At 57.9% G+C, this 24393-nt stretch carries 25 protein-coding genes, 1 tRNA gene and 1 riboswitch; of the genes, 21 read left to right on the top strand and 5 right to left on the bottom strand.

Annotation, left to right across the window (positions count from 1 at the left end; translation table 11 throughout):
* Positions 1-13: 13 nt before the first annotated feature.
* Positions 14-122: riboswitch (TPP riboswitch) on the bottom strand.
* A gap of 59 nt (positions 123-181) precedes the next feature.
* Both MTP36_RS09530 and MTP36_RS09525 read right to left on the bottom strand, forming a co-directional pair.
* Positions 182-1078, bottom strand: a complete 897-nt coding sequence (locus MTP36_RS09530; RefSeq protein ID WP_249248686.1) for an NAD(P)-dependent oxidoreductase — start codon at positions 1076-1078, stop codon at positions 182-184.
* An 18-nt stretch (positions 1079-1096) separates the two neighbouring features.
* Entirely contained in the window at positions 1097-1897 is an 801-nt protein-coding gene (locus tag MTP36_RS09525) for an aspartate dehydrogenase domain-containing protein (protein ID WP_249248684.1), read from the bottom strand.
* Between the two features lie 616 nt (positions 1898-2513).
* Between MTP36_RS09525 and MTP36_RS09520 the strand changes: the two genes are divergently transcribed.
* The 3 genes from MTP36_RS09520 (at position 2514) to MTP36_RS09510 (ending at position 6045) form a co-directional block, all read left to right on the top strand.
* Positions 2514-4028 (top strand): IMP dehydrogenase, encoded by a 1515-nt coding sequence (locus MTP36_RS09520; protein WP_005926656.1) that lies wholly within the window; start codon positions 2514-2516, stop codon positions 4026-4028.
* Between the two features lie 222 nt (positions 4029-4250).
* Complete coding sequence (locus MTP36_RS09515) at positions 4251-5768, top strand: nicotinate phosphoribosyltransferase (protein WP_249248683.1); 1518 nt, start codon at positions 4251-4253, stop codon at positions 5766-5768.
* 193 nt (positions 5769-5961) lie between these two features.
* Positions 5962-6045: transfer RNA gene (locus MTP36_RS09510), tRNA-Leu, on the top strand.
* Between the two features lie 51 nt (positions 6046-6096).
* Here the strand turns inward: MTP36_RS09510 and MTP36_RS09505 are convergent.
* The gene (locus MTP36_RS09505; RefSeq protein WP_097780098.1) at positions 6097-6321 is read right to left on the bottom strand and encodes a helix-turn-helix domain-containing protein; all 225 of its coding nucleotides are present in this window, start codon (positions 6319-6321) and stop codon (positions 6097-6099) included.
* Positions 6322-6459: 138 nt separating this feature from the next.
* Between MTP36_RS09505 and MTP36_RS09500 the strand changes: the two genes are divergently transcribed.
* The 14 genes from MTP36_RS09500 (at position 6460) to MTP36_RS09435 (ending at position 18292) form a co-directional block, all read left to right on the top strand.
* The gene (locus MTP36_RS09500) at positions 6460-6747 is read left to right on the top strand and encodes a hypothetical protein (RefSeq protein ID WP_118657733.1); all 288 of its coding nucleotides are present in this window, start codon (positions 6460-6462) and stop codon (positions 6745-6747) included.
* A 160-nt stretch (positions 6748-6907) separates the two neighbouring features.
* The gene (gene rpmE / locus MTP36_RS09495; RefSeq protein ID WP_005926533.1) at positions 6908-7108 is read left to right on the top strand and encodes a 50S ribosomal protein L31; all 201 of its coding nucleotides are present in this window, start codon (positions 6908-6910) and stop codon (positions 7106-7108) included.
* A gap of 196 nt (positions 7109-7304) precedes the next feature.
* Entirely contained in the window at positions 7305-8273 is a 969-nt protein-coding gene (locus MTP36_RS09490; RefSeq protein WP_249248674.1) for an ABC transporter ATP-binding protein, read from the top strand.
* 1 nt (position 8274) lies between these two features.
* On the top strand, positions 8275-9147 hold the full coding sequence (locus MTP36_RS09485) for an ABC transporter permease (RefSeq protein WP_249248673.1): 873 nt from the start codon (positions 8275-8277) through the stop codon (positions 9145-9147).
* Between the two features lie 15 nt (positions 9148-9162).
* Positions 9163-10596, top strand: a complete 1434-nt coding sequence (locus tag MTP36_RS09480) for a Gldg family protein (protein WP_249248672.1) — start codon at positions 9163-9165, stop codon at positions 10594-10596.
* A 10-nt stretch (positions 10597-10606) separates the two neighbouring features.
* The gene (locus MTP36_RS09475) at positions 10607-11575 is read left to right on the top strand and encodes a DUF4340 domain-containing protein (RefSeq protein WP_249248661.1); all 969 of its coding nucleotides are present in this window, start codon (positions 10607-10609) and stop codon (positions 11573-11575) included.
* A 250-nt stretch (positions 11576-11825) separates the two neighbouring features.
* The gene (gene potA / locus MTP36_RS09470; RefSeq protein WP_044960643.1) at positions 11826-12872 is read left to right on the top strand and encodes a spermidine/putrescine ABC transporter ATP-binding protein; all 1047 of its coding nucleotides are present in this window, start codon (positions 11826-11828) and stop codon (positions 12870-12872) included.
* A gap of 6 nt (positions 12873-12878) precedes the next feature.
* On the top strand, positions 12879-13694 hold the full coding sequence (locus tag MTP36_RS09465) for an ABC transporter permease (protein WP_005926516.1): 816 nt from the start codon (positions 12879-12881) through the stop codon (positions 13692-13694).
* The gene (locus tag MTP36_RS09460) at positions 13694-14539 is read left to right on the top strand and encodes an ABC transporter permease (protein ID WP_249248648.1); all 846 of its coding nucleotides are present in this window, start codon (positions 13694-13696) and stop codon (positions 14537-14539) included. Before MTP36_RS09465 ends, MTP36_RS09460 begins: the two co-directional genes overlap by 1 nt.
* Positions 14539-15771: an ABC transporter substrate-binding protein gene (locus MTP36_RS09455; protein ID WP_330220884.1), complete on the top strand. Its 1233-nt coding sequence runs from the start codon at positions 14539-14541 to the stop codon at positions 15769-15771. The genes MTP36_RS09460 and MTP36_RS09455 overlap by 1 nt, the downstream gene beginning before the upstream one ends.
* A 67-nt stretch (positions 15772-15838) precedes the next feature.
* Positions 15839-16576 (top strand): acyl-[acyl-carrier-protein] thioesterase, encoded by a 738-nt coding sequence (locus MTP36_RS09450; RefSeq protein WP_249248625.1) that lies wholly within the window; start codon positions 15839-15841, stop codon positions 16574-16576.
* A gap of 21 nt (positions 16577-16597) precedes the next feature.
* Positions 16598-17167, top strand: a complete 570-nt coding sequence (locus tag MTP36_RS09445) for a chromate transporter (RefSeq protein WP_249248598.1) — start codon at positions 16598-16600, stop codon at positions 17165-17167.
* Complete coding sequence (locus tag MTP36_RS09440) at positions 17164-17736, top strand: chromate transporter (RefSeq protein ID WP_249248588.1); 573 nt, start codon at positions 17164-17166, stop codon at positions 17734-17736. Before MTP36_RS09445 ends, MTP36_RS09440 begins: the two co-directional genes overlap by 4 nt.
* A gap of 22 nt (positions 17737-17758) precedes the next feature.
* Positions 17759-18292, top strand: a complete 534-nt coding sequence (locus MTP36_RS09435; RefSeq protein WP_249248583.1) for a TIGR00730 family Rossman fold protein — start codon at positions 17759-17761, stop codon at positions 18290-18292.
* 258 nt (positions 18293-18550) lie between these two features.
* On the opposite strand, the gene MTP36_RS09430 is transcribed toward MTP36_RS09435, so the two are convergent.
* Positions 18551-18814, bottom strand: a complete 264-nt coding sequence (locus MTP36_RS09430; RefSeq protein WP_055184690.1) for a hypothetical protein — start codon at positions 18812-18814, stop codon at positions 18551-18553.
* 366 nt (positions 18815-19180) lie between these two features.
* Between MTP36_RS09430 and MTP36_RS09425 the strand changes: the two genes are divergently transcribed.
* Together MTP36_RS09425 and MTP36_RS09420 are read left to right on the top strand one after the other, a co-directional pair.
* Positions 19181-19345 carry a hypothetical protein gene (locus MTP36_RS09425; RefSeq protein WP_249248575.1) on the top strand — a complete coding sequence of 55 codons (165 nt, stop codon included), beginning with the start codon at positions 19181-19183 and terminating at the stop codon, positions 19343-19345.
* Between the two features lie 179 nt (positions 19346-19524).
* The gene (locus MTP36_RS09420) at positions 19525-20145 is read left to right on the top strand and encodes a ZIP family metal transporter (RefSeq protein WP_005926489.1); all 621 of its coding nucleotides are present in this window, start codon (positions 19525-19527) and stop codon (positions 20143-20145) included.
* A gap of 65 nt (positions 20146-20210) precedes the next feature.
* Here MTP36_RS09420 and MTP36_RS09415 read toward each other — a convergent pair whose 3' ends face one another.
* Positions 20211-21572, bottom strand: coding sequence for an MATE family efflux transporter (locus MTP36_RS09415; protein WP_249248573.1), 1362 nt, complete (start codon positions 21570-21572; stop codon positions 20211-20213).
* Positions 21573-21780: 208 nt separating this feature from the next.
* On the opposite strand from MTP36_RS09415, the gene MTP36_RS09410 reads away from it, so the two are divergent.
* The gene (locus MTP36_RS09410) at positions 21781-22389 is read left to right on the top strand and encodes a sugar transferase (protein ID WP_249248565.1); all 609 of its coding nucleotides are present in this window, start codon (positions 21781-21783) and stop codon (positions 22387-22389) included.
* 162 nt (positions 22390-22551) lie between these two features.
* Positions 22552-23886: an aspartate--tRNA(Asn) ligase gene (gene aspS / locus MTP36_RS09405; RefSeq protein ID WP_249248563.1), complete on the top strand. Its 1335-nt coding sequence runs from the start codon at positions 22552-22554 to the stop codon at positions 23884-23886.
* The last annotated feature ends 507 nt before the right edge of the window (positions 23887-24393 follow it).

The following is a 24393-nucleotide window of genomic DNA, read 5'->3' as shown; positions in this document are numbered from 1 at the left end:
AAAGACATATCCGCAGATAAAAGCGCTATCTCCCTACGTTGGCATGATCCAAATCAGGTCACAGGTCAGGGCAGTACAGCCCACTCTCAGCCCGCTTTGCGCGGGCTCCCTTTTTATAATAGAAAGCATACCACAATCGGGGAAAAGATGCAAGAAAAACAGGCTGCGCAAAATGCACCGCTTACTCGCTCAGTGCGGTGCGGATGTTATCCAGCACCTTTTTGCTCAGCAGCACGAAGGCCTGCTTGGTGCGGCCTGCGGACACATTAGCGCAGCGCACGTTTTCCCGGGCAAAGAAGTCCTCTGCCACGGGGCCTGCCGCGGCGCGGGTGTCGCAGAAGAAGCGGGTGCCGGGCAGATCGAGCCACTTTTCCAGTGCAGCGGAGTCAAAGCCGGGGCCGATGGAGGTGTTGAACAGCACCTTACCTGCACCCAGCTGGGCAAACTCGGTTTCGCCCAGCAGCAGTACGTTCTTGTTCAGGCAGGTGAACACTACCTCGCTGTCCGCCAGCAGCTGGGGCAGGGGCTTGAAGGTCATACCGGCAGCCTCGGCGTCCGGCTTTGCGCTGCGGGCAAAGTAGCTGATCTCTGCGCCCATAAATTGCAGCGCATCGGCGATCATCCGACCGGAAACGCCCAGACCCACGATGCCAACCTTCAGACCGGTGATCTCCACCGGCTCGTCCCGCAGCATGGGCATCCCAAAGCCGTGCAGCAGGCCGGTCAGCTCGTGCAGAACGTACTCCACAACGCCGCGGTCGCCGTAATCCCGGATGCCCAACACCTGGATGCCCCGGGTGCGTGCGTAGGCGATATCCACATTGGCACTCTCCTCAGAGTACAGGCTGCAGCACATGCCGATATAGCGGATGTTGGGGCACTGCGCAATGACTTCCTTGCCCATGCGGGAGGTATAACTCAGCAGCACGGCATCGGCGTCTCCGATACGGCGCACCATTTCGGCGTCACTGCCGGGCACGTCCCGGTACAGCACCACCTCTTTGGCGTAGCGGTGCAGCTCTTCCTCGGCAGAGGGAATCAGGCTGACAGGCTCAATGGCAACAAGCTTTTCAAACATGGCAGACTCCTCCTTATATTAATAGAAGCAAACGGGCGAGGCCAGATTGCGCAGCAGGGAGACGGCGCTCCAGCCCGCAATGGCGCTGGTGGAAGAGCAGATATCCACCACAGCCTTCACGCCCTCGATCTCGGCGGTGATGCAGTGGTCGTCGCCCACCCAGCCGGGCACGGAGTGCATGGTCACGCCGGTGATCTCGGGGCCGGTGGTGGCCAGAGAGGTAGCCACAGCCACGTTCACCCGGCGGGGGAAGGTGGCAATGGCCTGCTTTGCGTTGCCGGTGAACACGGTGGTCTTTTTGGTGTCGGTCAGCAAATGCTCTGCCCACACCGGGGTGTTGCGGAAGCCTTTTGCACCGGTATGGGTCTCGATGCCGGCAGTCTCCGGCAGGCCCTGCGCCTGCGCCATCAGGGTGACAGTCTGCAGTACATCAAAGCCGCCGATGGCACCGCTGGCCAGATGCACCTTGGCACCGCCCTCCACGGCGGCAGCCTTGACCTGTGCGTAGAAATCCAGATCCGCAAAGGCACCGATGGATAGAATGACCAGATTGACGCCCCGCTTCAGCACGGAGATGGCCATGGCGCGCACCGACTCCACCGAGGCAGCCTCCACGATGTACTCCGGCTCAAGTGCCAGCAGTGCGTCCACGTCCTCGCAGACGGTGCAGCCGACATTGGCGGCGGTCTTTTCGGCCGAGGCGCGGGTGCGGCTGGTCACGCCCACCAGCTCGTAGTCCGGCAGCAGACCCTTTTTCCACGCGTCAGCCACGATGTTGCCCAGAAAACCGCAGCCCACAATACCCAATTTTGTTTTCATACCGTATCCTAAACTCCTTTTTTCTGCCTGTGGCAGCATATTCATAGCCAGTATACCATATCGGGTACAAAAAGGAAAATGATGTTTGCGGCAGCCCGGCGGGGCAGGACATAAAAAGTTAACAAAATAAATTACAAAAAAATTACAAAACCCTATTGCAAAATGGTTTCAAAAGAGTTACAATATGGTTACAGCAAGGGCAAAGCCCCAAGGCTGTGTGTGAAATCTTTTTCTTCTTGTTTTTGGGATACTGGGCGCGGATCCTCCTCCTCCGGCTGTTCTCCTTCACAGCTATGATCCATGCGCCGCACAGGCAGTGTCCCGCTTCGTGTGCAAAAGGGCTCGTCCGGTATTCTGGACGAGCTTTTTTGCATTCTGTAAGCCCTGCTTTGCCCGCAAAAGTGATACTTCAAAAATCAAAGTATGACCAATGCCTGAAAACGCTTGGCAATTTGTCTGTTTTTCCGCAAAGGACAATTATAAAGTTTGGCGCGGCAGGGGTTTGTATTCTTGCGGGCTTTGTGGTAAAGTATATACAATCAATTTATAGGCAGCAAACATGAATGATTTTGATGCTGATTTGTATCGGATGCGTTAAGAGAAAAGGAGTTTGATTATGGCTTATTTCTACGAAGAACCTTCCCGCACCTTTGGCGAGTACCTGCTGGTCCCCGGCTATTCCTCTGCGGAGAATGTGCCCACGGCGGTCAGCCTGAAGACCCCGCTGGTCAAGTACCGCAAGGGGCAGGAGGAGTGCCCGCTGCAGATGAATATCCCCATGATCAGCGCCATCATGCAGTCGGTCTCCGGCGATAAGCTGGCCATTGCACTGGCTCGTCAGGGCGGCGTTTCCTTTATCTATGGCTCTCAGAGCATCGAGAACGAGGCTGCCATGGTGCGCCGCGTCAAGAGCTTCAAGGCCGGTTATGTGGTGTCCGATTCCAATCTGGCTCCCACCGCCACCCTGCATGATGTGCTGGAGCTGAAGGCACGCACCGGCCACTCCACCATCGCCATCACTGCCGACGGAACTCCTAACGGCAAGCTGCTGGGCATCGTGGCCTCCCGCGATTACCGCATCAACCACACCCCGGACGATGCCTGCGTTACCACTTTTATGACCCCCGTTGAAAAGCTGGTCACCGCTCCGGCCAACACCTCTCTGCACGACTGCAACAACATCATCTGGGACAACAAGATCAACACCCTGCCGCTGGTGGATGCCGAGGGCAATCTGGTGTATATGGTATTCCGCAAGGACTACGATTCCCACAAGGCAAACGTCAACGAGCTGCTGGACAAGAACAAGAGCTACGTTGTAGGTGCCGGTATCAATACCCGCGACTACGCCCAGCGCGTGCCCGCACTGGTAGAGGCCGGTGTGGATGTGCTGTGCATCGACTCCTCCGAGGGCTACTCCGAGTGGCAGAGCCGCACCATCGGCTGGATCCGCGAGCACTACGGCGACACCGTCAAGGTGGGTGCCGGCAACGTGGTGGACGCCGAGGGCTTCCGCTTCCTCGCTGAGGCTGGTGCAGACTTCGTAAAGATCGGCATCGGCGGCGGCTCCATCTGCATCACCCGTGAGACCAAGGGCATCGGCCGTGGTCAGGCTACCGCTGTCATCGAGGTCGCCAAGGCTCGTGACGAGTACTACAAGGAGACCGGCATCTATGTGCCCATCTGCTCCGACGGCGGCATCGTCCACGACTACCACATCACCCTCGCGCTGGCTATGGGCGCAGACTTTGTGATGCTGGGCCGTTACTTTGCCCGCTTTGACGAGAGCCCCACGAACAAGGTGCGCATCAATGGCCAGTATATGAAGGAGTACTGGGGCGAAGGCTCCAACCGTGCCCGCAACTGGCAGCGCTACGATCTGGGCGGCTCCACCAAGCTGAGCTTTGAGGAGGGCGTGGACAGCTATGTGCCTTACGCCGGTCCTCTGGCGGACGGCGTGCAGACCACCCTGTACAAGGTGAAGAGCACCATGTGCAACTGCGGCGCTCTGTCCATCCCCGAGCTGCAGCAGAAGGCCAAGCTGACCGTTGTTTCCTCTACCTCCATCGTGGAGGGCGGCAGCCACGACGTTGTGCTGAAGAACGCCACCCCCAGCATCATGAACGGCTAAGCCTGTTCTGAGCAAGCGATTACTTTGAACAAAGAGACCGCTGCACAGCGTTTGTGCAGCGGTCTCTTTTTGCACAAAAATACTTGCACAGGCAGGGAAATCGTGCTATCATGGTAGAAACGCTCTGTCTTGACAGGGCGGCAGATCCCCCTGCCGGGCAAGCGGCAGGCGGCGCAGCGGGGAAGACCCCCGCGCTGGGCATAAATAGAGAGGAAAACGTTCATGAACGAGATCAAGGTCGAGCCTTATATCCCTGACGAGGACTACGATAACCCCGCGATGGTGGTGGACTTTTACGAATTCACCATGGCAAACTGCCTGTTCCTGCATGGTTTTAAGGATACCACGCTGGTGTTTGATATGTTCTTCCGCAAAAACCCGGACAATCAGGGCTATTCCATCAGCGCAGGCCAGCGCAAGCTGACCCGCTTTTTGCTGGACTATCACTTCAATGAGCAGGATATCCACTGGCTGCGCACCAAGGGCATGAGCGAGGAGTTCTGCGAGTATCTGCGCACCTACAAGTGGAAGGGTGATATGTACGCCCTGCCCGAGGGCACGGTCTGCTACCCCCATGTGCAGATGGTGCGTATCGAGTGCGATCTGGTGGGCGCGATCCTGATCGAGACCTACCTGCTGCAGACCATGAACTTCCATAGCCTGATCGCCACCAAGGCCACCCGCGTTACCGGTCTGAACACCCACACCCCCCGCAGCGTCATGGAGTTCGGCACCCGCCGCGCACAGGGAGAGAGCGCCGGTAACGATGGCGCTTACGCAGCAGTGCTGGGCGGCTGCATCGGCACGGCCAACTGTCTGGCCGAGATGAAGTTCGGTGCAGAGGTCAAGGCCGTGGGCACCGTGGCACACAGCTTTATCGAGTTTTTCCCCACCGAGTTCGATGCCTTCAAGGCCTTTGCCGATACCTACCCGGATTCGGTCAGCCTGCTACTGGATACCTATAATATTATGGAAAGCGGTCTGCCCAACCTGATCAAGCTGGACGATTATCTCATTGAGAAATACCCCAACGATCCCAACCGTCGTGTCAAGAGCGCCCGCATCGACTCCGGCGACCTTGCCCGCGGCTCCAAGCGGCTGCGCAAGGCACTGGATGCCGCCGGTAAGCCCTACATCAAGCTGGTAGCCTCCAACGGTCTGGACGAGAAGAAAATCGCCAACATGGAACTGTACGAGCACGCACACTTCGACTCCTACGGCGTGGGCGAAAACCTCATCACTTCTGCCTCCGACCCCGTGTTCGGCGGCGTATACAAGTTGGTGGCAGTGAAGAAGCCGGACGGCGGCTACACCCCCAAGATGAAGTGCTCGGACTCCGCCAGCAAGGCCATCATCCCGGGCAAGAAGATGCCGTGGCGTCTGTACGATGAAAACGGTCAGGCACAGTGCGACCTGATTGCCATGGACGGCGAGGTCATCGAGGCTGGTAAGCCTGTCACCATGGTCAATCTGGACTCGGACGCCATCGAGCGCACCATCACCTTTACCCCCACCGCTGTGCGCCCGCTGTTGGTGCCGCATATTCTGTGTGGCGAGCTGGCCATTGACCTGCCCTCTATTGCAGAAAAGAAGGCCTATATTGCAAAGCAGCTCACCGAGGAGACTTGGGAGAGCGAGCTGCGTCTGGAGTGCCCCCACAAACACTACGTCAACATGACCCCCGCAGTGGCCGAGTGCCGCTCCCGGATGTACGCCGATCTGCACGGAGGCAAGGTGTAAGCGGCACCGAATAAGCGGTTTTTCTTGACAAAACAGGGAAACTATTGTATCATAAAAGCCGCTGATTTTAATAAAAATGTTAATACCACCAGATTGCGAATAGCAGTGTGGTTGTAATAATTTTTCCTCACACCTGTTATTCCCGGCTCCCTCTCAAGCCAGAGGGCAGCAGGGCTTTGTAAGCCGGGGTTGCGCCGCTGTGGTGAAATTGGCAGACACGAGGGACTTAAAATCCCTTTCTGGAGACAGAGTACGGGTTCGACCCCCGTCGGCGGCATGTGAAAGCCCAGAATCGTTCGTTGATCCGAATGATTCTGGGCTTTTTCTTTTATGCTTTGCGGGGAACGGGCGGGGCGCTGTTGTCCGTCAGACCAAGGATATAATCGGTACTGGTATGGTAAAGGTGAGCAAGCTGGATCAGCACCTCGGTGGGGATATCCCGCTTGCCGGTCTCGTAATTGGAGTAGCAGACCTGGGTGCATTTCAGATACGCCGCAACATCCTTTTGCAGCAGATCACGATCCTCCCGCAGATCCCGGATACGTTGATACATGGTGTTTACCTCAAAGGCTTTATTTAAGGTAAAGTATAGGCATAACGAAATGTTATATTGACATATAAAACAAAATGTTATATCATGGTGTCGTGCCGGGCACAACTATGAATATCCGGCGCAAAAGGGGAGAACATCATGAAACTGGAATTCCGGCAGACAGTATCCTGCAAACACCTTACGCTTGCAAGGGTCTGCAAAACCATCGACTGGCAGCAGCCGCTGCCCCGGTGCGGAGAATATGTGACCGGGCTGGATACGCTGGACGGCGAGCAGGAACTGCAGGTGCACAAGCTGCTGCACCGGGCACAGGACGGCAGCTGCCTTGCGGAGCTGCCGGGCTTTAACATCGCGCAGCTGCGGCTTTCTTACCGGGAGCTGGAGCAGCTGGCCGAAAAAAAGGGCTGGACGCTGCAAAAGCTGTAAAAACTTAAATTTCCCTCTTGCATTCTGGCCAATTCGTGCTATAATAGTAAGGCAATCGTTTCCAAGGCCGCTCGACGGGGTAGCCGATATTGAAGGTTGTGATGGGCACATACATTAAATATGGCCCCAATACGTCAGAACCAGAATTGAGGTGAAAAGAATGAAACAGGGTATCCATCCGAACTACGTTGACTGCACCATTACCTGCGCTTGCGGTAATGTCATCAAAACTCGTTCCACCAAGCCCGAGATCCACGTCGAAGTTTGCTCCAAGTGCCATCCTTTCTACACTGGCAAGCAGAAGCTGGTTGACACCGGCGGACGTGTTGAGCGCTTCAATAAGCGTTTCGGCCGTAAGTAATTATAGGCTATCTCATGCCGCTTCCTTCGGGAGGCGGCATTTTTGCTTTTTGCATGGGCAAATATTTCGTTTTCCCACACAGGATTGTCTTAATTTAAACACATTTTCCGTCTAAACTATAGCAGTTCCAAACCGGAAAGCATTGGCTCTACGCTGCTTTCCGCAAAACAGCTTCTGAAACAAAGGAGAGTTTGCTGTGATCGAAGTTTCTCACCTGAGCAAGTCCTACGGCAGCCGCCCTGCCGTGCAGGATCTCTCGTTTACGGTGCCGGACGGCCAGATCTATGGCCTGCTTGGCCCCAACGGCGCGGGCAAATCCACCATTATGAATATCCTTACCGGCTATCTTGCCCCCACTCAGGGCGAGGTGAAGGTGGCCGGGTTCCGTCTGCCGGAGCAGGCGCAGCAGGCCAAGGCCTGTGTGGGCTACCTGCCGGAGCAGCCGCCGCTCTACCCGGAAATGACCGTGCAGGAGTATCTGGACTTTGTGGCAGAGCTTAAGGGGGTCAAGCGTGCGCAGCGCAAACAGCAGGTGCTGGCCGCCGCCCGCCGCACCGGGTTGGAGGAAGTGCTGCCCCGGGTCATCCGCAGCCTGTCCAAGGGCTACCGTCAGCGGGTTGGCATTGCGCAGGCGCTGCTGGGCAGCCCGCAGCTCATCATTCTGGACGAGCCCACCGTAGGGCTGGACCCCGCGCAGGTTATCGAGATCCGCAACCTTATCCGGGAGCTGGGCAAGGCGCACACGGTCATTCTGTCCAGCCATATCCTCAGCGAGGTGCAGGCCGTGTGTCAGCAGGTGCTCATCCTGTCTAAAGGGCATCTGGTGGCTGTGGGCAGCCCGGAGGAGCTGGGCGAGACTCTGAATCCCGGCAGTCGTCTGCGCGCTACCGCGCAGGGCGAGCCCGACACCGTGCTGGCCGCTGTGCGCAATGTGCCGGGCATCTGCCGGGTAAAACTGGAAAGCACCGCAGACGGTCAGGTCACCTTTACCGCCGAGAGCGAGGACGCCGCCGACCGCCGCGCTGCCGTGTCCCGTGCGTTGACCGAGGCCGGCTGCACCGTGCTGGCACTTGCCGCCGAGAACCGCAGCCTTGAGGAGGTATTCCTAGCGCTGACCGAAAAAACGCCGGAGCAGAACACCCCGGCAGAAGGGGAGGAGAACTGAGATGGCTGCTATCTTTAAACGAGAGCTCCGCAGCTGCTTTCACGGCATGATCGGTGCGGTGCTTACTGCCTTTATGCTGGCGGCTACGGCTATCTATTTTGTGGCGCTGAATCTGGGTTATGGTCTGCCGGATTTTGGCTACTACACGCTGAACCGCACTATTTTTGTGCTGCTGCTCTACATTCCGGTGCTCACCATGCGTTCCTTTGCGGAGGAACGCCACAGCCGCACCGACCAACTGCTGCTCACAAGCCCGGTGTCAGTGGGCGGCATCGTGCTGGGCAAATACTTTGCCCTTTGCGTCATTTTTGCGCTGCCCTGCCTTGTGGATGCAGGCATGATCCTTGTGCTGAAGGTGCTGGGCGCTACCGGCACCAGCACGCTGGCCAATTTTTCCGCGCTGCTGTGCTATTACCTCATGGGCTGCGCCGCCATTGCTATCGGGGTGTTCCTTTCCGGCCTGACCGAAAACCAAATCATTGCCGCCGTGTCCGGTGTGGCGGTGCTGCTGCTGGCCTATATGATGCCCAGCCTACGCACTATGTTCACCACCGGCAGTGCGGTGGCGCTGGCATTGTTCACAGCCATTGCCGCCGTGCTCAGCGTGGTGGCGGGGCTGCGCAGCAAAAGCTTTACGCTGGGCTGTCTTTCCTTTGCGGGGTGCTGCGTGGCGCTTACGGCGCTGTTTCTGCTCAAGAGCAGCTGGCTGACCGAAGCTTTCAGCGCAGTGCTCAGCGCCCTGTGCCTGTTTACCCCCTTTGAAGAATTTGTCAACAGCAGCTTTTCCATTCCCACGCTGGTCTACTACCTGACCGTGGCGGCGGTGTTCCTGTTTTTTACCGCACAGGGGCTGGAAAAACGCCGCTGGGACTGAGAGGAGGCCATAACGATGAAATGGAACAAGAACGCAGCCTCTCAAAAAGGCAGAGTATTCCGCAGCGGGCTGCTGTCCACCGCCATGCTGGCGGCAGTGCTGGTGCTGGCGGTGCTGCTCAACCTGCTGGTGCGGGCCATCCCTGCAAAATATACCGAGTTCGACCTCTCCGAGGCCAAAATGTACACCCTGAGCGACAGCACCAAAGCGCTGGTGGAGGGGCTGGAAAAGGATGTGCACATCTATTATCTGTGTGAGACCGGCAGCGAGGATGCCATCATCACAAAGCTGCTGGATCACTACGCCGCCGAGAGCGGGCACCTGAGCTGGGAACAGAAGGACCCCACCCTGTACCCCACCTTTGCCGCCAAGTACGGTGCGGAGAATGTTTCCTCCGGCAGTCTGATTGTCACCTGCGGGGAGAACAGCACCGTACTGGATGCCGCCGACCTGTACGAGTACGACTATTCCGACTACTACACCACCGGCTCCGCCAGCGTGACCTTTGGCGGCGAAAAGCAGATCACCTCTGCCATTTATAAGCTCACCGCAGCGGGGCAGAGCCATGCCTACTATACCACCAACCACGGCGAGCAGACCCTGACCGACTCCCTGACCGATGCGCTGGACGCCCAGAATATCGACGCCCAGCCGCTGGATCTGCTCACAAGCACCATCCCGGAGGACTGCGACCTGCTTATCATCAACGCACCCACCACCGATTTTTCCGCAGGGGACGGCCTTGTGGATGAGATCAGCCAGCTGCAAGATTATCTTGCGGCGGGCGGCAAGCTGCTGCTGACCAGCAGCGTCTACGCCCAGACCCCGCAGCTGGACGCCGTGCTGGCGCAGTTTGGCCTTGCCCGCGCAGAGGGCATGGTGGTGGAGGGCGACAGCAGCAAGGCACTGTATAACTCTGCATGGTCGCTGCTGCCGGACTACGGCACGCCCACCGAGAGCACCGCGCTGAACGGCGTGAATACCAGCACCCATGTCATGCTGTCGGTGGCGCAGGGCATCACGGTCACTGAGACCGAGGATGTCACCGCCGAGCCGCTGCTGAACAGCTCCTCCTCTGCCTATGCCAAGGCCGACATCGACGACCTTACCACCATGGAGCGGGAGGACGGGGACGCAGATGGCCCCTTTGCGCTGGCTGTCTGGGCACGGAACGAAGACACCGGCGCCGAGGTCCTCTGGATCGGCTGTCCCAACATGGATAACGAGCAGCTTTATCAGTCCATGCCCGGCAATCTGACCTTTTTGCAGGGCTGCGCCGCCTCGCTGGTGGGGCAGGATATCCTTGTGGACACCAAGGCGCTGGAAGCCGAGCCTATCACGGTGGCAGGCTCTACCGCCGCTGCACTGGGACTGACCTTTGTGTTCGTGCTCCCGGCGGCGGTGCTCATTGCCGGGGCAGTGGTGGTGCTGCTGCGCCGCCGCAGATAAGGAGACCACCATGAAAACAAAACAGCGTGTCCTGCTGGCGCTGCTGGCAGCGGCAGTGCTGCTGGGCGCGGCACTGTGGGCGGTGACCCGCAGCAACGCCAAGGCCGAGCAGGCCGCCAGCGCCGCCGCCGAGGGCAGCATCCCGCTTTCCAGCTTTGCCGCCGAGGACTTGGAGCAGATCGAGTACACCTTCAACGGTGAGACCTACACCCTGCAATATTCCGGCGGCAGCTGGCAGCTGGCACAGGACCCCGCCTATCATCTGGACGAAAGCGCCTGCAACACTATGCGCACCGCCCTGATGGCACTGAATGCCAAGCGCAGCCTGACACCGCAGGCAGGGGAGGACTACGGGCTGGACAGCCCGCAGCTCACCGTTACGGTAACGGCGGCAGGGCAGAGCACCACTCTGACCTTCGGGGCAGAGAACCCGGTCACCGGGGATCTCTATGTGCAAAAAGCCGGGGACGATGCCATTTATACCGTCAGCGGCAACAAAGCCGCCTGTTTCCAGCTGGATAAGGCCGGGCTCTTCGGCAGCTTCTGCCCCACTGGGCTCACAGCCTCGACCATTACACAGGTAGCCTACACGCTGGCAGACGGCACCTCCGTCACCCTGAACGCCGTCAGCGAACCGACCGAAAGTGCTTCTTCCGCTGCCTACGAGACGGTGTGGCGGCTGGCCTCTGACCCCGCCGCCAGCCTTGCGCAGGATAAGGTGCAAAGCCTGTTGTCGGCCTTGTGCACCTATGCCACCGCCCAAGCCACGGACGCAGACCTTTCTGCCTGCGGTTTTGATGCACCGGTATTCACCGCTGTAGTCACCAGCGAGGACGGCTCCACCGTGCAACTGGCCTACGCCTGCGGCACGGACGGGTGGTATCTGCAGGTGGAAGGGGAACCTTCGGTATACACGGTGGACACCAGCACTGTGCAGGCGCTTCTGCTGACGGAAAACGACCTGCTGGCGCAGGAATAATTGCTTTAATACGCTGCACCAAAACCAAGGTGCAGCGTATATTTTTTTGCAGCTTTTTATAAAGTTGCGGCAAACATCGGCAGAGTGATTGACAATCCGACTGTGATTGTTTATTATAAACCGTGACAGGGTAAGTCCGCCGCGCAAGATCATGCTGCTGCGCGGGGCGGAGCATCCCTTATACGCAAAAAAGATGGGGCAGGTTCCCTGTCTTTTTTCGTATCTGAGAACAAGGAGGATAACATATAAAATGGACAACTCGGTGGTCGTTTCACTGCGGGATATCGTAGTGGAATTTGATGGACAGCGCATTCTGGATGGGCTGAATCTGGATATCCATGATAAGGAGTTTGTAACGCTGCTCGGTTCCTCCGGCTGCGGCAAAACCACCACCCTGCGCCTGATCGCAGGTTTTCTGGAGCCGAACGCCGGTAAGGTGCTGCTGAAAGGGAAGGACATTACCGGTGTGCCGCCCTACAAGCGCCCGGTGAATACCGTATTCCAGAAATACGCGCTGTTCCCGCACCTGAATGTGTTCGAGAACGTGGCCTTTGGTCTGCGGCTCAAAAAGCTGGACGAGGACACCATCCGCCGCAAGGTGCGCGATATGCTGGAGGTCGTGGGCTTAAAGGGCTTCGAGCGCCGCAGCATCAGCCAGATGTCCGGCGGTCAGCAGCAGCGCGTGGCCATTGCCCGCAGTCTGGTCAACGAGCCGGAGATTTTGCTGCTGGACGAGCCGCTGGGCGCGCTGGACCTGAAGCTGCGCAAGGAGATGCAACTGGAACTCAAGCGGTTGCAGCGTGAGATGAACATTACCTTTATCTACGTTACCCACGATCAGGAGGAAGCGCTTACCATGTCCGATACCGTCGTGGTCATGAACGGCGGCAAGGTGCAGCAGATCGGCACCCCGGAGGATATCTACAACGAGCCGAAAAACGCCTTTGTGGCGGACTTTATCGGCGATTCCAACATCGTGGACGGCGTGATGCACAAGGACTTTCTGGTGTCCTTCTCCGGCGTGGATTTCCCCTGCGTGGACCGCGGCTTTGCCCGGGAGCAGAGCGTGCAGGTGGTGGTGCGCCCGGAGGATATCGAGGTGGTATCCCCCGTGGAGGGCCAGCTTGTGGGCGTGGTGAACGATGTCATCTTCAAGGGCGTGCACTTTGAGATGCACGTGGAGTGCGAGGGCCGCGAGTGGCTGATCCACTCCACCCGCGCCTGCACCCCCGGCGAGACCATCGGTATGCGCATCGGCCCCAACGAGATCCATATTATGGCGCGGAGCGAGGGGTGATGTGCCATGAAGATCTATGATAAAAAGCTGGCCTATCCGTACTTTGTATGGATGGTGCTGTTTACCGTTGTGCCTCTGTTCATTGTGGTGTACTACGCCATGACGGACGCCGAGGGTAACTTTACCCTGAATAACCTTACCTCCATCAGCGGCTACGGCTCGGTGTTTGCCCGCAGCCTGCTGCTGGCGCTTATTGCAACCGTTATCTGTCTGGTCATCGCCTTCCCGGTGGGCTATTTTCTGTCCCGTTTGCGGGTGAACAAGCAGCACATCATGCTTATGCTGGTCATGCTGCCCATGTGGATGAACTTTTTGCTGCGCACCTACGCTTGGATGGGTCTGCTCAGCGTCAACGGCCCGGTGAACACCCTGCTGGGCTTTATCGGCCTTGGCCCCTATACCATGCTCAACACCTCCGGTGCGGTGGTGCTGGGCATGGTGTATAACTATGTGCCCTACATGATCCTGCCGCTGTACACCAGCATGACCAAGATCGACCAGAGCCTTGTGGAGGCTGCGCAGGATCTTGGCGCCAACACCACCAAGACCCTTGTGCGGGTGCTCATCCCCATGAGCGTGCCGGGCATCAGCACCGGCATCACCATGGTGTTCGTGCCGGCAGTGTCTACCTTTGTCATCAGCCGTATGCTGGGCGGCGGCTCTAACCTGCTGATCGGCGATTTGATCGAGATGCAGTTCTTGGGCAACAGCTACAACCTGAACGTCGGCTCTGCCATGAGTCTTGTGCTCATGATCATTGTGCTGCTGTGCATGAGCTTTACATCCAGCTTTGACGAGGATGAAATGGAGGGCGTATCCTGATGAAAACAAAACATCTGCGCCTGATGCAGCGGGTCTACATCATCCTGTTCTTCTGCTTCATGTATCTGCCCATTGCCTACATGATCGTGTTCAGCTTCAACCAAAGCAAGGGCTACTCGCTGTTCACCGGCTTCACCCTCAAGTGGTACCGCAGCCTGTTCACGAATGCGTCCATCCTCCATGCGCTGTGGGTGTCCGTTGAGGTGGCAGTGCTGTCCGCCATCATTGCCACGGTGCTGGGCACGGCAGCCAGCCTTGGCATTGCCTCCATGAGCCGCAAAAGCCGTCTGCTGGTGACCAACATCACCTATATCCCGGTGGTCAACCCGGAGATCATCACCGGCATCTCCCTGATGCTGCTGTTCGTGGCTTACCAGCGCTTCGCTGCGCAGTCCGCGTGGCTGCCGGACAACATCATGGGTCTGCCCACGCTGCTTATTGCGCATATCGCGTTCAACGTGCCCTACGTTATCTTTAACGTGAGCCCAAAGCTCAAGCAGCTGGATATCAAGCTGTACGAAGCAGCGCTGGATCTTGGCTGTGACCCCCGACAGGCTTTCTTCAAGGTCATCCTGCCGGAGATCAGTCCCGCTATCCTGTCGGCGTTCCTCATCTGCCTGACCTATTCCATCGACGATTTCATGATCTCCTACTTCAACTGCGGTACGGTGGAGACCCTGCCCATTGCCATCTATTCCATGACCCGCAAAAAGGTCAGCCCGGAGATCTACGCGCTGTCCACCATCATGTTTGTGGTCATCCTCAGCGTCATTCTGGTGTCCAACGCCATGGAGAGCCGCAGCTACCGCAAGGATCAGAAAACGCTGCGAGAGGAGGGCGCATGATGAAACGCATTGTTGCATTGCTGCTGACGCTGGCCGTGGCGCTGTGCGCCGCACTGCCGGTGTTTGCCGCCGGTACCATCGAGGTCACCGAGGACGTCTCGGTGTCGGATACTTACGACTGGACCCGCTTCAAGGGGCAGAACGTCACCCTGAACGTCTACAACTGGGGCGAGTACATCTCCAATGGCTCGGATGACAGTGTGGACGTGGTGGCCGCCTTTGAAAAGCTGACCGGCATCAAGGTGAACTACACTACCTTCGACTCCAACGAGTCCCTGTACGCCAAGCTCAAGTCCGGCGCAGCCAACTACGATGTGATCATCCCCTCCGACTACATGGTGGCAAAGATGATCAACGAGGGGATGCTTGCACCCCTTGACTACGACAATATCCCCAATTTCCAAAAGATCGATGCAGGCTACCGCAACCCGGATTACGACCCGCAGAACGCCTACACTGTGCCCTATATGCTGTGCACCACCGGCATCATCTACAACACTACCATGGTAGACGAAGCCCCCACCTGTTGGGCAGACCTGTGGGACGAACAGTATGCGGGCAACATTCTGATGTTCAACAACAGCCGCGATGCCTACGCTATCGCTGCGTTCAAGAGCGGCCACAGCATCAACCCTGCCACACCGGAAGAGGTAGACGAGGTGGTAGAGGAGCTCAAGGCACAGAAGCCGCTGGTGCAGGCCTACGTCATGGACGAGATCTTTGATAAGATGATCGGCGGCGAGGCTGCCATCGGCGTGTACTACTCCGGCGATGCCATTACCATGATCGATGATAACCCGGACTTGGCTTGGGTGTTCCCGGAGGAGGGCAGTGTGCTTTCGGTGGACTGCATGGCTGTGCCCGCTGCCAGCGAGCACAAGGAAGCCGCCGAGATGTTCATCAACTTCATGTGCGAGACCGACATCGGCAAGGCCAACAGCGAGTATATCGGCTACACCACCCCCATGCACGATGTATGGGAGGTACTGGACGAGGATCTGAAAACCAGCGAGATCGCCTATCCGCCTGAGGAGGACGCCGCCCGCGAGAAGGTGTTCACTGCCCTGAGCGACGAGGTGAACAGCGAGCTGGATCTGAAGTGGAGCGAGATGAAGAGCTACGACGAGGGCGGCGGCAGCTACCTGTTTTTGCTGCTGCTGCTGGCTATGCTGGCACTTGCCTGCTTTAATATCTGGCGCAAAGTGCGCAGAAAGACCCGCAATCAGTATTGATCGTTTCAACCAAGGCTGCCGTCCCGGACGTGGTGCGGCGGCCTTTTTCCGATAGGAGGGAAAGACTATGGAACCGTTTTATTATGAAGGCACCGCCGTGGTAGAAAATGCCGATGCAGACTGCCACAGCCTGCTCAAGGCCAGCGCCTTGCTGCGCTATGTGGAGCAGATCTCCACCATGCACGCCCGCCACTTTGGCATGGACGATAAGTTCTTTGAGGATCACGGCGTAGCGTTTCTGGTGGGCAAGCAGGCGCTGCGGTTCAGCCGCGTGCCCCGCCGTGGCGAGACTTTGACCCTTTGCTCCCGCTCAGAGAAGAGCATTCGCGGCTCTATCAAGCGCGTCACCACCCTTACGGACGAAGCCGGGCAGGAAGTAGCCATGGTGGACAGCCGCTGGATCATGTCCAGCCTTGAGAATGGGCACATCCTGCGCCAGCCAGGCTGGACGGTAGAGGGATACTGGAACGAGACGGTGGAAGAGGAGCTGCCCCTTTTGCTGCATAAGCGCCGGGACAGTCTGACCAGCGCCGGCCTGTTTACGGCGCGCTACTCCCAGTGCGATTTGCACTACCACATCAACAACGCTTTTTATCTGGACATCGTCTGTGACGCGCTGCCGCTGGAGATCATGCGCGATCATGTTGTGAAGTTCGCTTCCATCAACTATCACCGCGAAGTCCCCATGGGGCAGCAGGTGGAGGTGTTCTACACGCCTTCGGATGATGGCTGGTACTTTATTGCCAAGCGCGCGGACAAAACGGCTTTCGAGTGCTATCTGGAACTGGAGCCGGTCAAACAGTAAGTGCCCGGAGGAAAAATGCCTATGTCCAAGACCAAGGAACTTTTTTGCACCTTTTTTAAGATCGGTGCCTTTACCTTTGGCGGCGGCTACGCCATGGTGGCGCTGCTGGAGCACGAATTTGTGGAGGAAAAACGCTGGCTCACCCGGGAGGAGTTTCTGGATATGGTCGCCATTGCCGAGTCCACCCCCGGCCCTGTGGCGGTAAACAGCGCCACCTACATCGGCTATAAGCTGGCAGGGGTAGCCGGTGCGGCGGCCTCCACCTTGGCGGTGTGCCTGCCGTCCTTTGCAGTCATTTACCTTATTTCGCTGTTTTTTGACCGTTTTTTGCAGCTGACAGTGGTAGCGAATGCCTTTAAAGGCATACAGGCCTGCGTCATCTACCTGATCCTATCCGCGGGGGTCAAGATGCTCAAAAATCTGCAGCGCACCCCCTTCAACACGGCAGTGGTGGCGGTGGTGCTGGCGGCCATGGTGGGCTGCTCTGTGCTGGCGGTAAAGTTTTCCTCCATCTGCTGCATCCTGTTTTGCGGCGCAGCCGGGGTGCTGACCTACGCGGTAGGGCAGGGGAAGAAAGGCGGTACAAAATGATCCTGCTAGAGCTGTTCTGGAACTTCCTTGTCATCGGTGCGGTGTCCTTTGGCGGCGGCTACGGCATGATCTCGCTGGTGCGGGAAACGGTGCTGGGGCACGGCTGGCTGACCGAGAGCGAATTTCTCAGCTTTATCGCGGTGTCAGAGTCCACCCCCGGTCCGCTGGCGGTGAACATGGCTACCTTTATCGGCGCTTCGCAGGCGGGGCTGGCAGGCTCCCTTGCGGCAACGGTGGGGGTGGTGCTGCCCTCCTTTGTCATCATTCTGCTCATCGCGGCGGCGCTGCACAGCCTGATGAAGTATGCCGGGGTCAACGCCTTTCTGGCTGGGGTGCGCCCCTGCGTGGTGGCTATGATCTTAGCCACCGCCTGCACCATGGGGCTTTCCACGCTGGGTGGCTTTACCACTGTTTCCGGCGGCTTTGCCCCGGATGTGCGTGCGCTGGCGGTGTTTGCCCTGCTGGGCATTTTACATTTTGCCTATAAAAAGAAAACGCAGAAAGCGCCGTCCCCCATCGGGATGATCCTGCTTTCTGCGGTGCTGGGTGCGGTGCTGTGGAGCATCTGACCCGGCAAGAAAGGATACTGCAATGAACATTACCGTGTATCTGGGCGCAAACCTTGGCACCGACCCTGCACTGCCACAGGCTGTGCAGCAGCTGGGGCGCTGGATCGGCGAAAGCGGCAACGCGCTGGTGTACGGCGGCAGCAAAAGCGGCCTGATGGGCATTTTAGCCGACAGTGTGCTGGCCGCAGGCGGCAGGGTGACCGGCGTAGAGCCCAAATGCTTTCTGGACGCAGAGCTGCAGCACGAGGGCCTGACCGAGTTGATCGTGACCGAGGATATGCCCGCCCGCAAGACCAAAATGATCGAGCTGGGAGATGCTTTTATCGCGTTTCCCGGCGGCACCGGCACGCTGGAGGAGATCACCGAGGTCATTAGCAAGCTGTCTCTGAGGCAGCTGGACGCACCCTGCATCCTCTACGATTTGAATGGCTACTATCAGCCCCTGCACCAGCTTTTGCAGCAGATGATCGCCATGGGGCTTTCCACCTCGGCGCGGCAGCGGAATATCACCTTTGCTGCCGACCTTGCCCAGATCCGCGCGATTCTTGAAAAATGATACTGGGAAGCTTACTTCTCAAACGTAAGGAGACTGCTGTACATGGCTTTGTGCGGCGGTCTTTTTTCATAAAATGGGATACCGGGGCGTCCACGGACGCCCCGGTATCCCGAAAAAGAAAAAATCATTCCGCTGGTTATGCCCATAGCGCACGCGGAGGGCATTTAAAATCTTTCTGCGCAACCAAAAAGGCCGCTGCACGAAATCAATGTGCAGCGGCCTTTTGCTATCCTGTTATGTACGCTGTGCGCGTTAAACTTAGGCGGCAGTGGTGGAAGCAGCCTCAGAAGAAGCAGCCTCGCTGACAGCGGCCTCAGAGGAAGCAGCCTCGGAAGATGCAGCCTCAGAGGAAGCGGCCTCGCTGGAAGCAGCCTCAGAAGAAGCAGCCTCGGAAACAGCGGTGCTTGCGGAAGCAGCCTCAGAGGTGGAGGAAGCAGAAGCGGTAGAAGTACCACCGCAGGCGGTCATGCCAGCAGCCAGAGCCAGAGCAACAACAGCGATGCAAATATTCTTGAGTTTCATATCAATGATCTCCTTAGTCTTCTTGTAAATGTTTAGCAGCGGGCTTTCGGTAACACCTCACTGCGATGCTATATTCTAGTCCGTTTTTGAAAAAAAATCAAGAGGATTTTGGCCGAAAGTTATAATTCGTGTAAAGAATCTGCATAGTTGTCATAAACTTTCGCCAGATGTCAAAGACTTTTTGGTAAAAATAAAGCGTGGGATAGAGCCTGTACCGCCGGGTGAGAAGCACAATAATAGAAATAATTGAAAAAATGCTAATAAAATCCTTTTTATTGGACTGTAAATGTAGATAATAGAGGTACAGCAGGGGACGGACATCCCCCGGAAGGCTGAACGACAAGAACATTTGTGGAGGATACTACGATGAAAGATTTTGATTTTGGCTACTTTGGCACCGGTGACGAGGGCTATGCCCAGTACATGACCGCATTCGAGCACAATTTCAGCACGGACAGCACCGACAGCTTTGCGTCAGATGACGCGGACTGCGATGCAGACAGCTGCGACAGCACTGAGGACGATTTCTGAGTCCGCACCTTTTTACCCGTTTGTGCATACAACGGGCAAAGGGGGAATGCGGCTTGAACCGGATCGTTTTCACACTTGGGATCTGGCTGTTCCCGGCGGCGTGTACCGCGCTGGGAGCAGCAGGGGTGTTTTTGCTGCGCAGGCAGGCAAGACCGGCTACCCGGCGCATCTTGTGCGGTATGGCGGCGGGCATCATGCTGGCGGCCAGCGTGTGGAGCCTGCTGCTGCCGGCCATTGCCCGGTCGCAGGGCAGGGCAGCGTGGGTGCCCCCGGCGCTGGGGCTTATTTTAGGCGCTGTGGGGCTTTTGCGGCTGGAGGACGCCGCCGGGCAGCTGCTTGCGGGCGGCCCCGGGCATTGCGGGCGCATGGTGCTGGCGGTCACCCTGCACAACCTGCCGGAGGGCATGGTGGTGGGGCTGGCTGCGGCGCTGGCGCTGCACGGGGACGCGGATGCCGTAAGCGGCGCGCTGGCGCTGAGCCTCGGCATCGGCTTGCAGAATATCCCGGAGGGTGCGGCGGTCAGTCTGCCGCTGACCCAGAGCGGGCGCACCCGGGGGCAGTCCTTTGCCGCCGGTGCGGCCTCCGGGCTGGTGGAGCCCTTGGGCGCAGTGCTGGCCTTTGTGCTGGCCGAGTGGGTAGGCGCAGCGCTGCCATGGCTCATGAGCGCCGCAGCGGGCTGTATGGTGTGTGTGACCGCACAGGAGATGATCCCTGAGGCGGTGGAACCGGATGAAGTGGCCGGTGTCATCAGCATCGTGCTGGGCTTTGCCCTGATGATGGCACTGGATGTGGCCCTATGATATAGTAAAAGCAATGCCGGACAGACCTTTTGGCCTACCCGGCATTGCTTTTATGCAAAAAGGATTTATATCGTCTGCGGCTGCTTCTGGCGCAGCTTACGCCGCACCACCAGCAGGCAGGTCAGGTGCACCAGCGCGGTCAGCGCCCAGCTGATGGGGTAGCTGATGTACAGCATAAAGGGGGTACGGTTCAGCTGGAAAATCGTTGCGATCCAAACCAGCCGCAGCGCACACACGCCGATAAGGCTTACCACCATGGGCAATATGCTGTAGCCCAGCCCGCGCAGGCTGCTGGCCAGCACGTCCATAATGCCGCATAGCAGGTAAAAGCCGCAGATCAGGCGCAGCCGCTCGGCACCGGTGGCAATGACCGCTGCGTCCGAGGAATAGAAGCGCAGCAGCTGATGTCCTGCCAGCGCTGCGCCGCCGCCCAGCACAAGGCCGGTGACCACCGCACACAGCAGGCAGTTGCGGATCACCCGGTCAAGGTTGTGGTACTTGCGCGCGCCGATGTTCTGGCTGGTAAAGGTGACAGCGGCCTGTGCAAAGGCGTTCATGGCAGTGTACACAAAGCCCTCCAGATTGGAGGAGGCGGAGTTGCCCGCCACCACCATGGAGCCGAAGGAGTTGATGGAGGACTGGATGACCACGTTGGAAAGACTGAACACCGTGCTCTGCAGCCCGGCGGGCAGACCGATGAGCAAAATCTGCTTCAGCGTTCCGGCGTGGAAGGCCAGCCGCCGCAGATCCAGCCGCAGTGCGCCCTCCTCCCGGACGAGCATTCCGGTCACCAGCAGCGCGGACACGGTCTGGCTGATGATGGTGGCCAGTGCCACGCCTGCCACGCTCATGGAAAAGCCGATGACAAAGACCAGATTCAGCACCACGTTGATGGCACCGGCAGCGGCCAGACAGTACAGTGGGCGTTTGGTGTCGCCCACGGCCCGCAGCAGCGCACTGCTGAAGTTGTACAGCATGGTCATGGGCATGCCGATAAAATAGATCTTCAGGTACAGGGTGGAAAGGCCGATCACGTCCTCCGGGCAGCTCATCAGCTCCAGCAGGCCGCGCGCGGCGCAAAAGCCCACCACCGCCAGCAGTACGCCGCTGACTAAGCCCAGCGCTACGGCGGTGTGCACCGTATCCTGCACGCCCTTTTCGTCCCGGGCGCCAAAGCACCGGGCTGCCACCACGTTGGCACCCAGCGAAAGCCCGACGAACAGGTTGACCAGCAGGTTGATCAACGCGCCGTTGGAGCCAACGGCGGCCAGTGCTGTGCTGCCTGCAAAGCGCCCCACCACCACAACGTCGGCGGCGTTGAACAGCAATTGCAGAATACTGGATGCCGCCAGCGGCACGGAAAACAAGATGATCTTTTGCAGCATGGGGCCGCTGGTCAGGTCTGCGGAACGGCTGGTCGTAGCCATGAATTATCTACCTCCTATAATAAGCTTTGTGCGAACATAGCAATTGCCTATTATAGCGCGATATTAGGTAAAAAACAAGAGGTAAAGCGCCCTATTCTCTCCAAAAGCGGCAAATATCGCCCGCCGGTCGCAGCCTGCAATTGAAAAATGCTGCCCATACTGCTATAATAAGGCAGTACACCCGTAGAAAACGGAGGAAGTTCTATTCATGTATCGAAATCGGATCAAACGACTGTTGGATATTATTCTGTCAGCCTGTGGCATTCTGTGCCTTTCGTGGCTGCTGCTGCTTCTGGCTGTTGCCATCAAGCTGGACTCGCCCGGGCCGGTATTTTTCCGGCAGAAGCGTGTGGGCATCGGCAAGCGGCATTTCCAGATCCTCAAGTTCCGCACCATGCGCATCGACACCCCCCACGATATGCCCACCCATCTGCTGCACGACCCGGAGCAGTATATCACCCGCATGGGGCGCTTTTTGCGCAAGACCAGTCTGGACGAGCTGCCCCAGCTGTGGAATATCCTTGTGGGGGATATGGCGGTCATCGGCCCGCGCCCGGCGCTGTGGAACCAGTACGACCTGCTGGCCGAGCGGGATAAATACGGCGCGAACGATGTGCGCCCGGGGCTGACCGGCTGGGCGCAGATCCATGGCCGGGACGAGCTGGAAATTGCCGAAAAGGCAAAGCTGGATGGCTGGTATGTGGAGCATATTAGCTTTGGGCTGGATGTGAAGTGCTTCTTTGGCACCATTACCGCCGTACTCAAGCATGACGGCGTGGTGGAGGGCGGCACCGGCACTCTGCATGATGAAAAATGATCTATTATATGGAGACACCGGAGCCTTAGCCGACGCTCCGGTGTCTCTATTTTTACAGAAAGCACAGCACAGACCGGCTGAAATTGGCATATCTCTTGATTTATCCCCTGAAAAGCGTATAATAAAACAGTACACAAGACGTTAAAGGAGGATTCCTGTATTATGGAACGCACCTATATCAATGAGGCTCAAAAGGCCATCGGCGGCACGGTGAAGGTGCAGGGGTTTATCGAGAACCTGCGCAACAGCAAGTATATGGCATTTATCGTGCTGAAGGATATTACCGGCAAGCTGCAGATCACGGTGGAAAAGGCCGACCACCCTGAGCTGGTGGATACCATCGACCAGCTCACCCCGGACTCTGTCATCACCGTCACCGGCAAGGTGATGGAGAACGACTACGTCAAGATGGGCGGCGTGGAGATGATCCCCGAGAGCATCGAGGTGGAGAGCACCGCCAATGCACTGCCCATCGTCCGCAAGGAGATCGCAGCCACCAAGAAAAAGAAGGCTGTGGAGCGCTCCAGCATCGACCAGCGCATCGATTACCGCTGGATCGACCTGCGCACCGACGAGAACCAGCTGATGTTCAAGGCACAGAGCTGCTTCGTCAATGCTATGCGCAAGTTCCTGCTGGACCGCAACTTCATCGAGATCCACACCCCCAAGCTGATCGCTGCTGCCAGCGAGAGCGGCTCTGAGGTGTTCAAGGTGGACTACTTCGACAGCAACGCTTATTTGGCACAGAGCCCCCAGTTCTACAAGCAGATGGCCATGGCTGCCGGCTTTGAGCGCATCTTCGAAACTGGCCCGGTGTTCCGCGCCGAGAAGAGCTACACCAATAAGCACGCGACCGAGTTCTCCGGCTTCGATCTGGAATTCAGCTACATCACCTCCTTTAAGGACGTGATGAAGATGGAAGAGGAGCTGCTGACCGCAGGTCTGCAGGCTGTTAAGGACAGCTACGGCGACCAGATCAAGGAACTGTTCGGACTGGAAGTCATCGTGCCCACCACCCCGTTCCCGGTGGTCAAGCTGGCAGACCTGTATAAGGCTCTGGAAGAAGAGTTCGGCTACACCGTGGACGAGAGCGAGAAGGGCGATCTGACCACCGAGGCCGAGCGCCTGAGCTACGACTGGGTCAAAAAGCACTATGGTCACGAGTTCCTGTTCATCACCGATTACTCTGCCGAGAAGCGCGCCTTCTACCATATGCGCGATGAGAACGGCGTGCCGCAGGGCTACGACCTGATCTGGCGCGGTGTAGAGATCACCACCGGTGCCCAGCGTGAGCACCGCTACGAAGTGCTGAAGAAGCAGGCCGAGGAGAAGGGTCTGGCCGAGGACGTTAAGTTCTATCTGGAGTTCTTCCAGTACGGCTGCCCGCCCCACGGCGGCTTCGGCCTGGGCATCGACCGCCTGACCATGCTGCTGTGCGGCCTGAGCATCAAGGACGCCGAGTTCCTGTTCCGCGGCCCCAACCGCCTGACCCCGTGATTTCATAAAGCCTTTCTGAGAGCTGCTGTGTGTTTCGCACGGCAGCTCTTTTTGTTGGGTGCACCCTCTCAGTCAAATCCTTCGGATTTGCCAGCTCCCCCGAAAGGGGGAGCTTCTGGCGCATCCGCAAGGCTTGCACTTTATCTGGAAACTGTGCCGTTACTGCAAAAAAGCTCCCCCCTCGGGGGAGCTGGCGAACGAATGTGAGCCTGAGAGGGTTTGGCGCGCCAAAAGCAAACGGAAAGCCTTTTCCGCAGCGCCACACTTTCGAAGAAAGTGGCGCTGCAAATGCTGTTTCCCTTTACGACCCCCTCCGTGAAAAAAGCAATTGAGGAAAATCCGCAGATTTTCCTGAATTGCAATTATAAAAGTATTTTCCGCTAAAGATGCCCAGAGCAAAGCGGCGGGCATTCAAAACTGTTCCGGCATAATAAGCGCTCCCTTTTCATACGATACAACGAGCACACCAACCCCTACGGGCGCGGTGCGCAGCGCAACAGGAAGGGG

The organism is Faecalibacterium sp. I4-1-79, assembly GCF_023347235.1.
Taxonomy (GTDB): Bacteria; Bacillota; Clostridia; order Oscillospirales; family Ruminococcaceae; genus Faecalibacterium; species Faecalibacterium tardum.
This window is presented reverse-complemented; position numbering and strand designations above follow the sequence as displayed.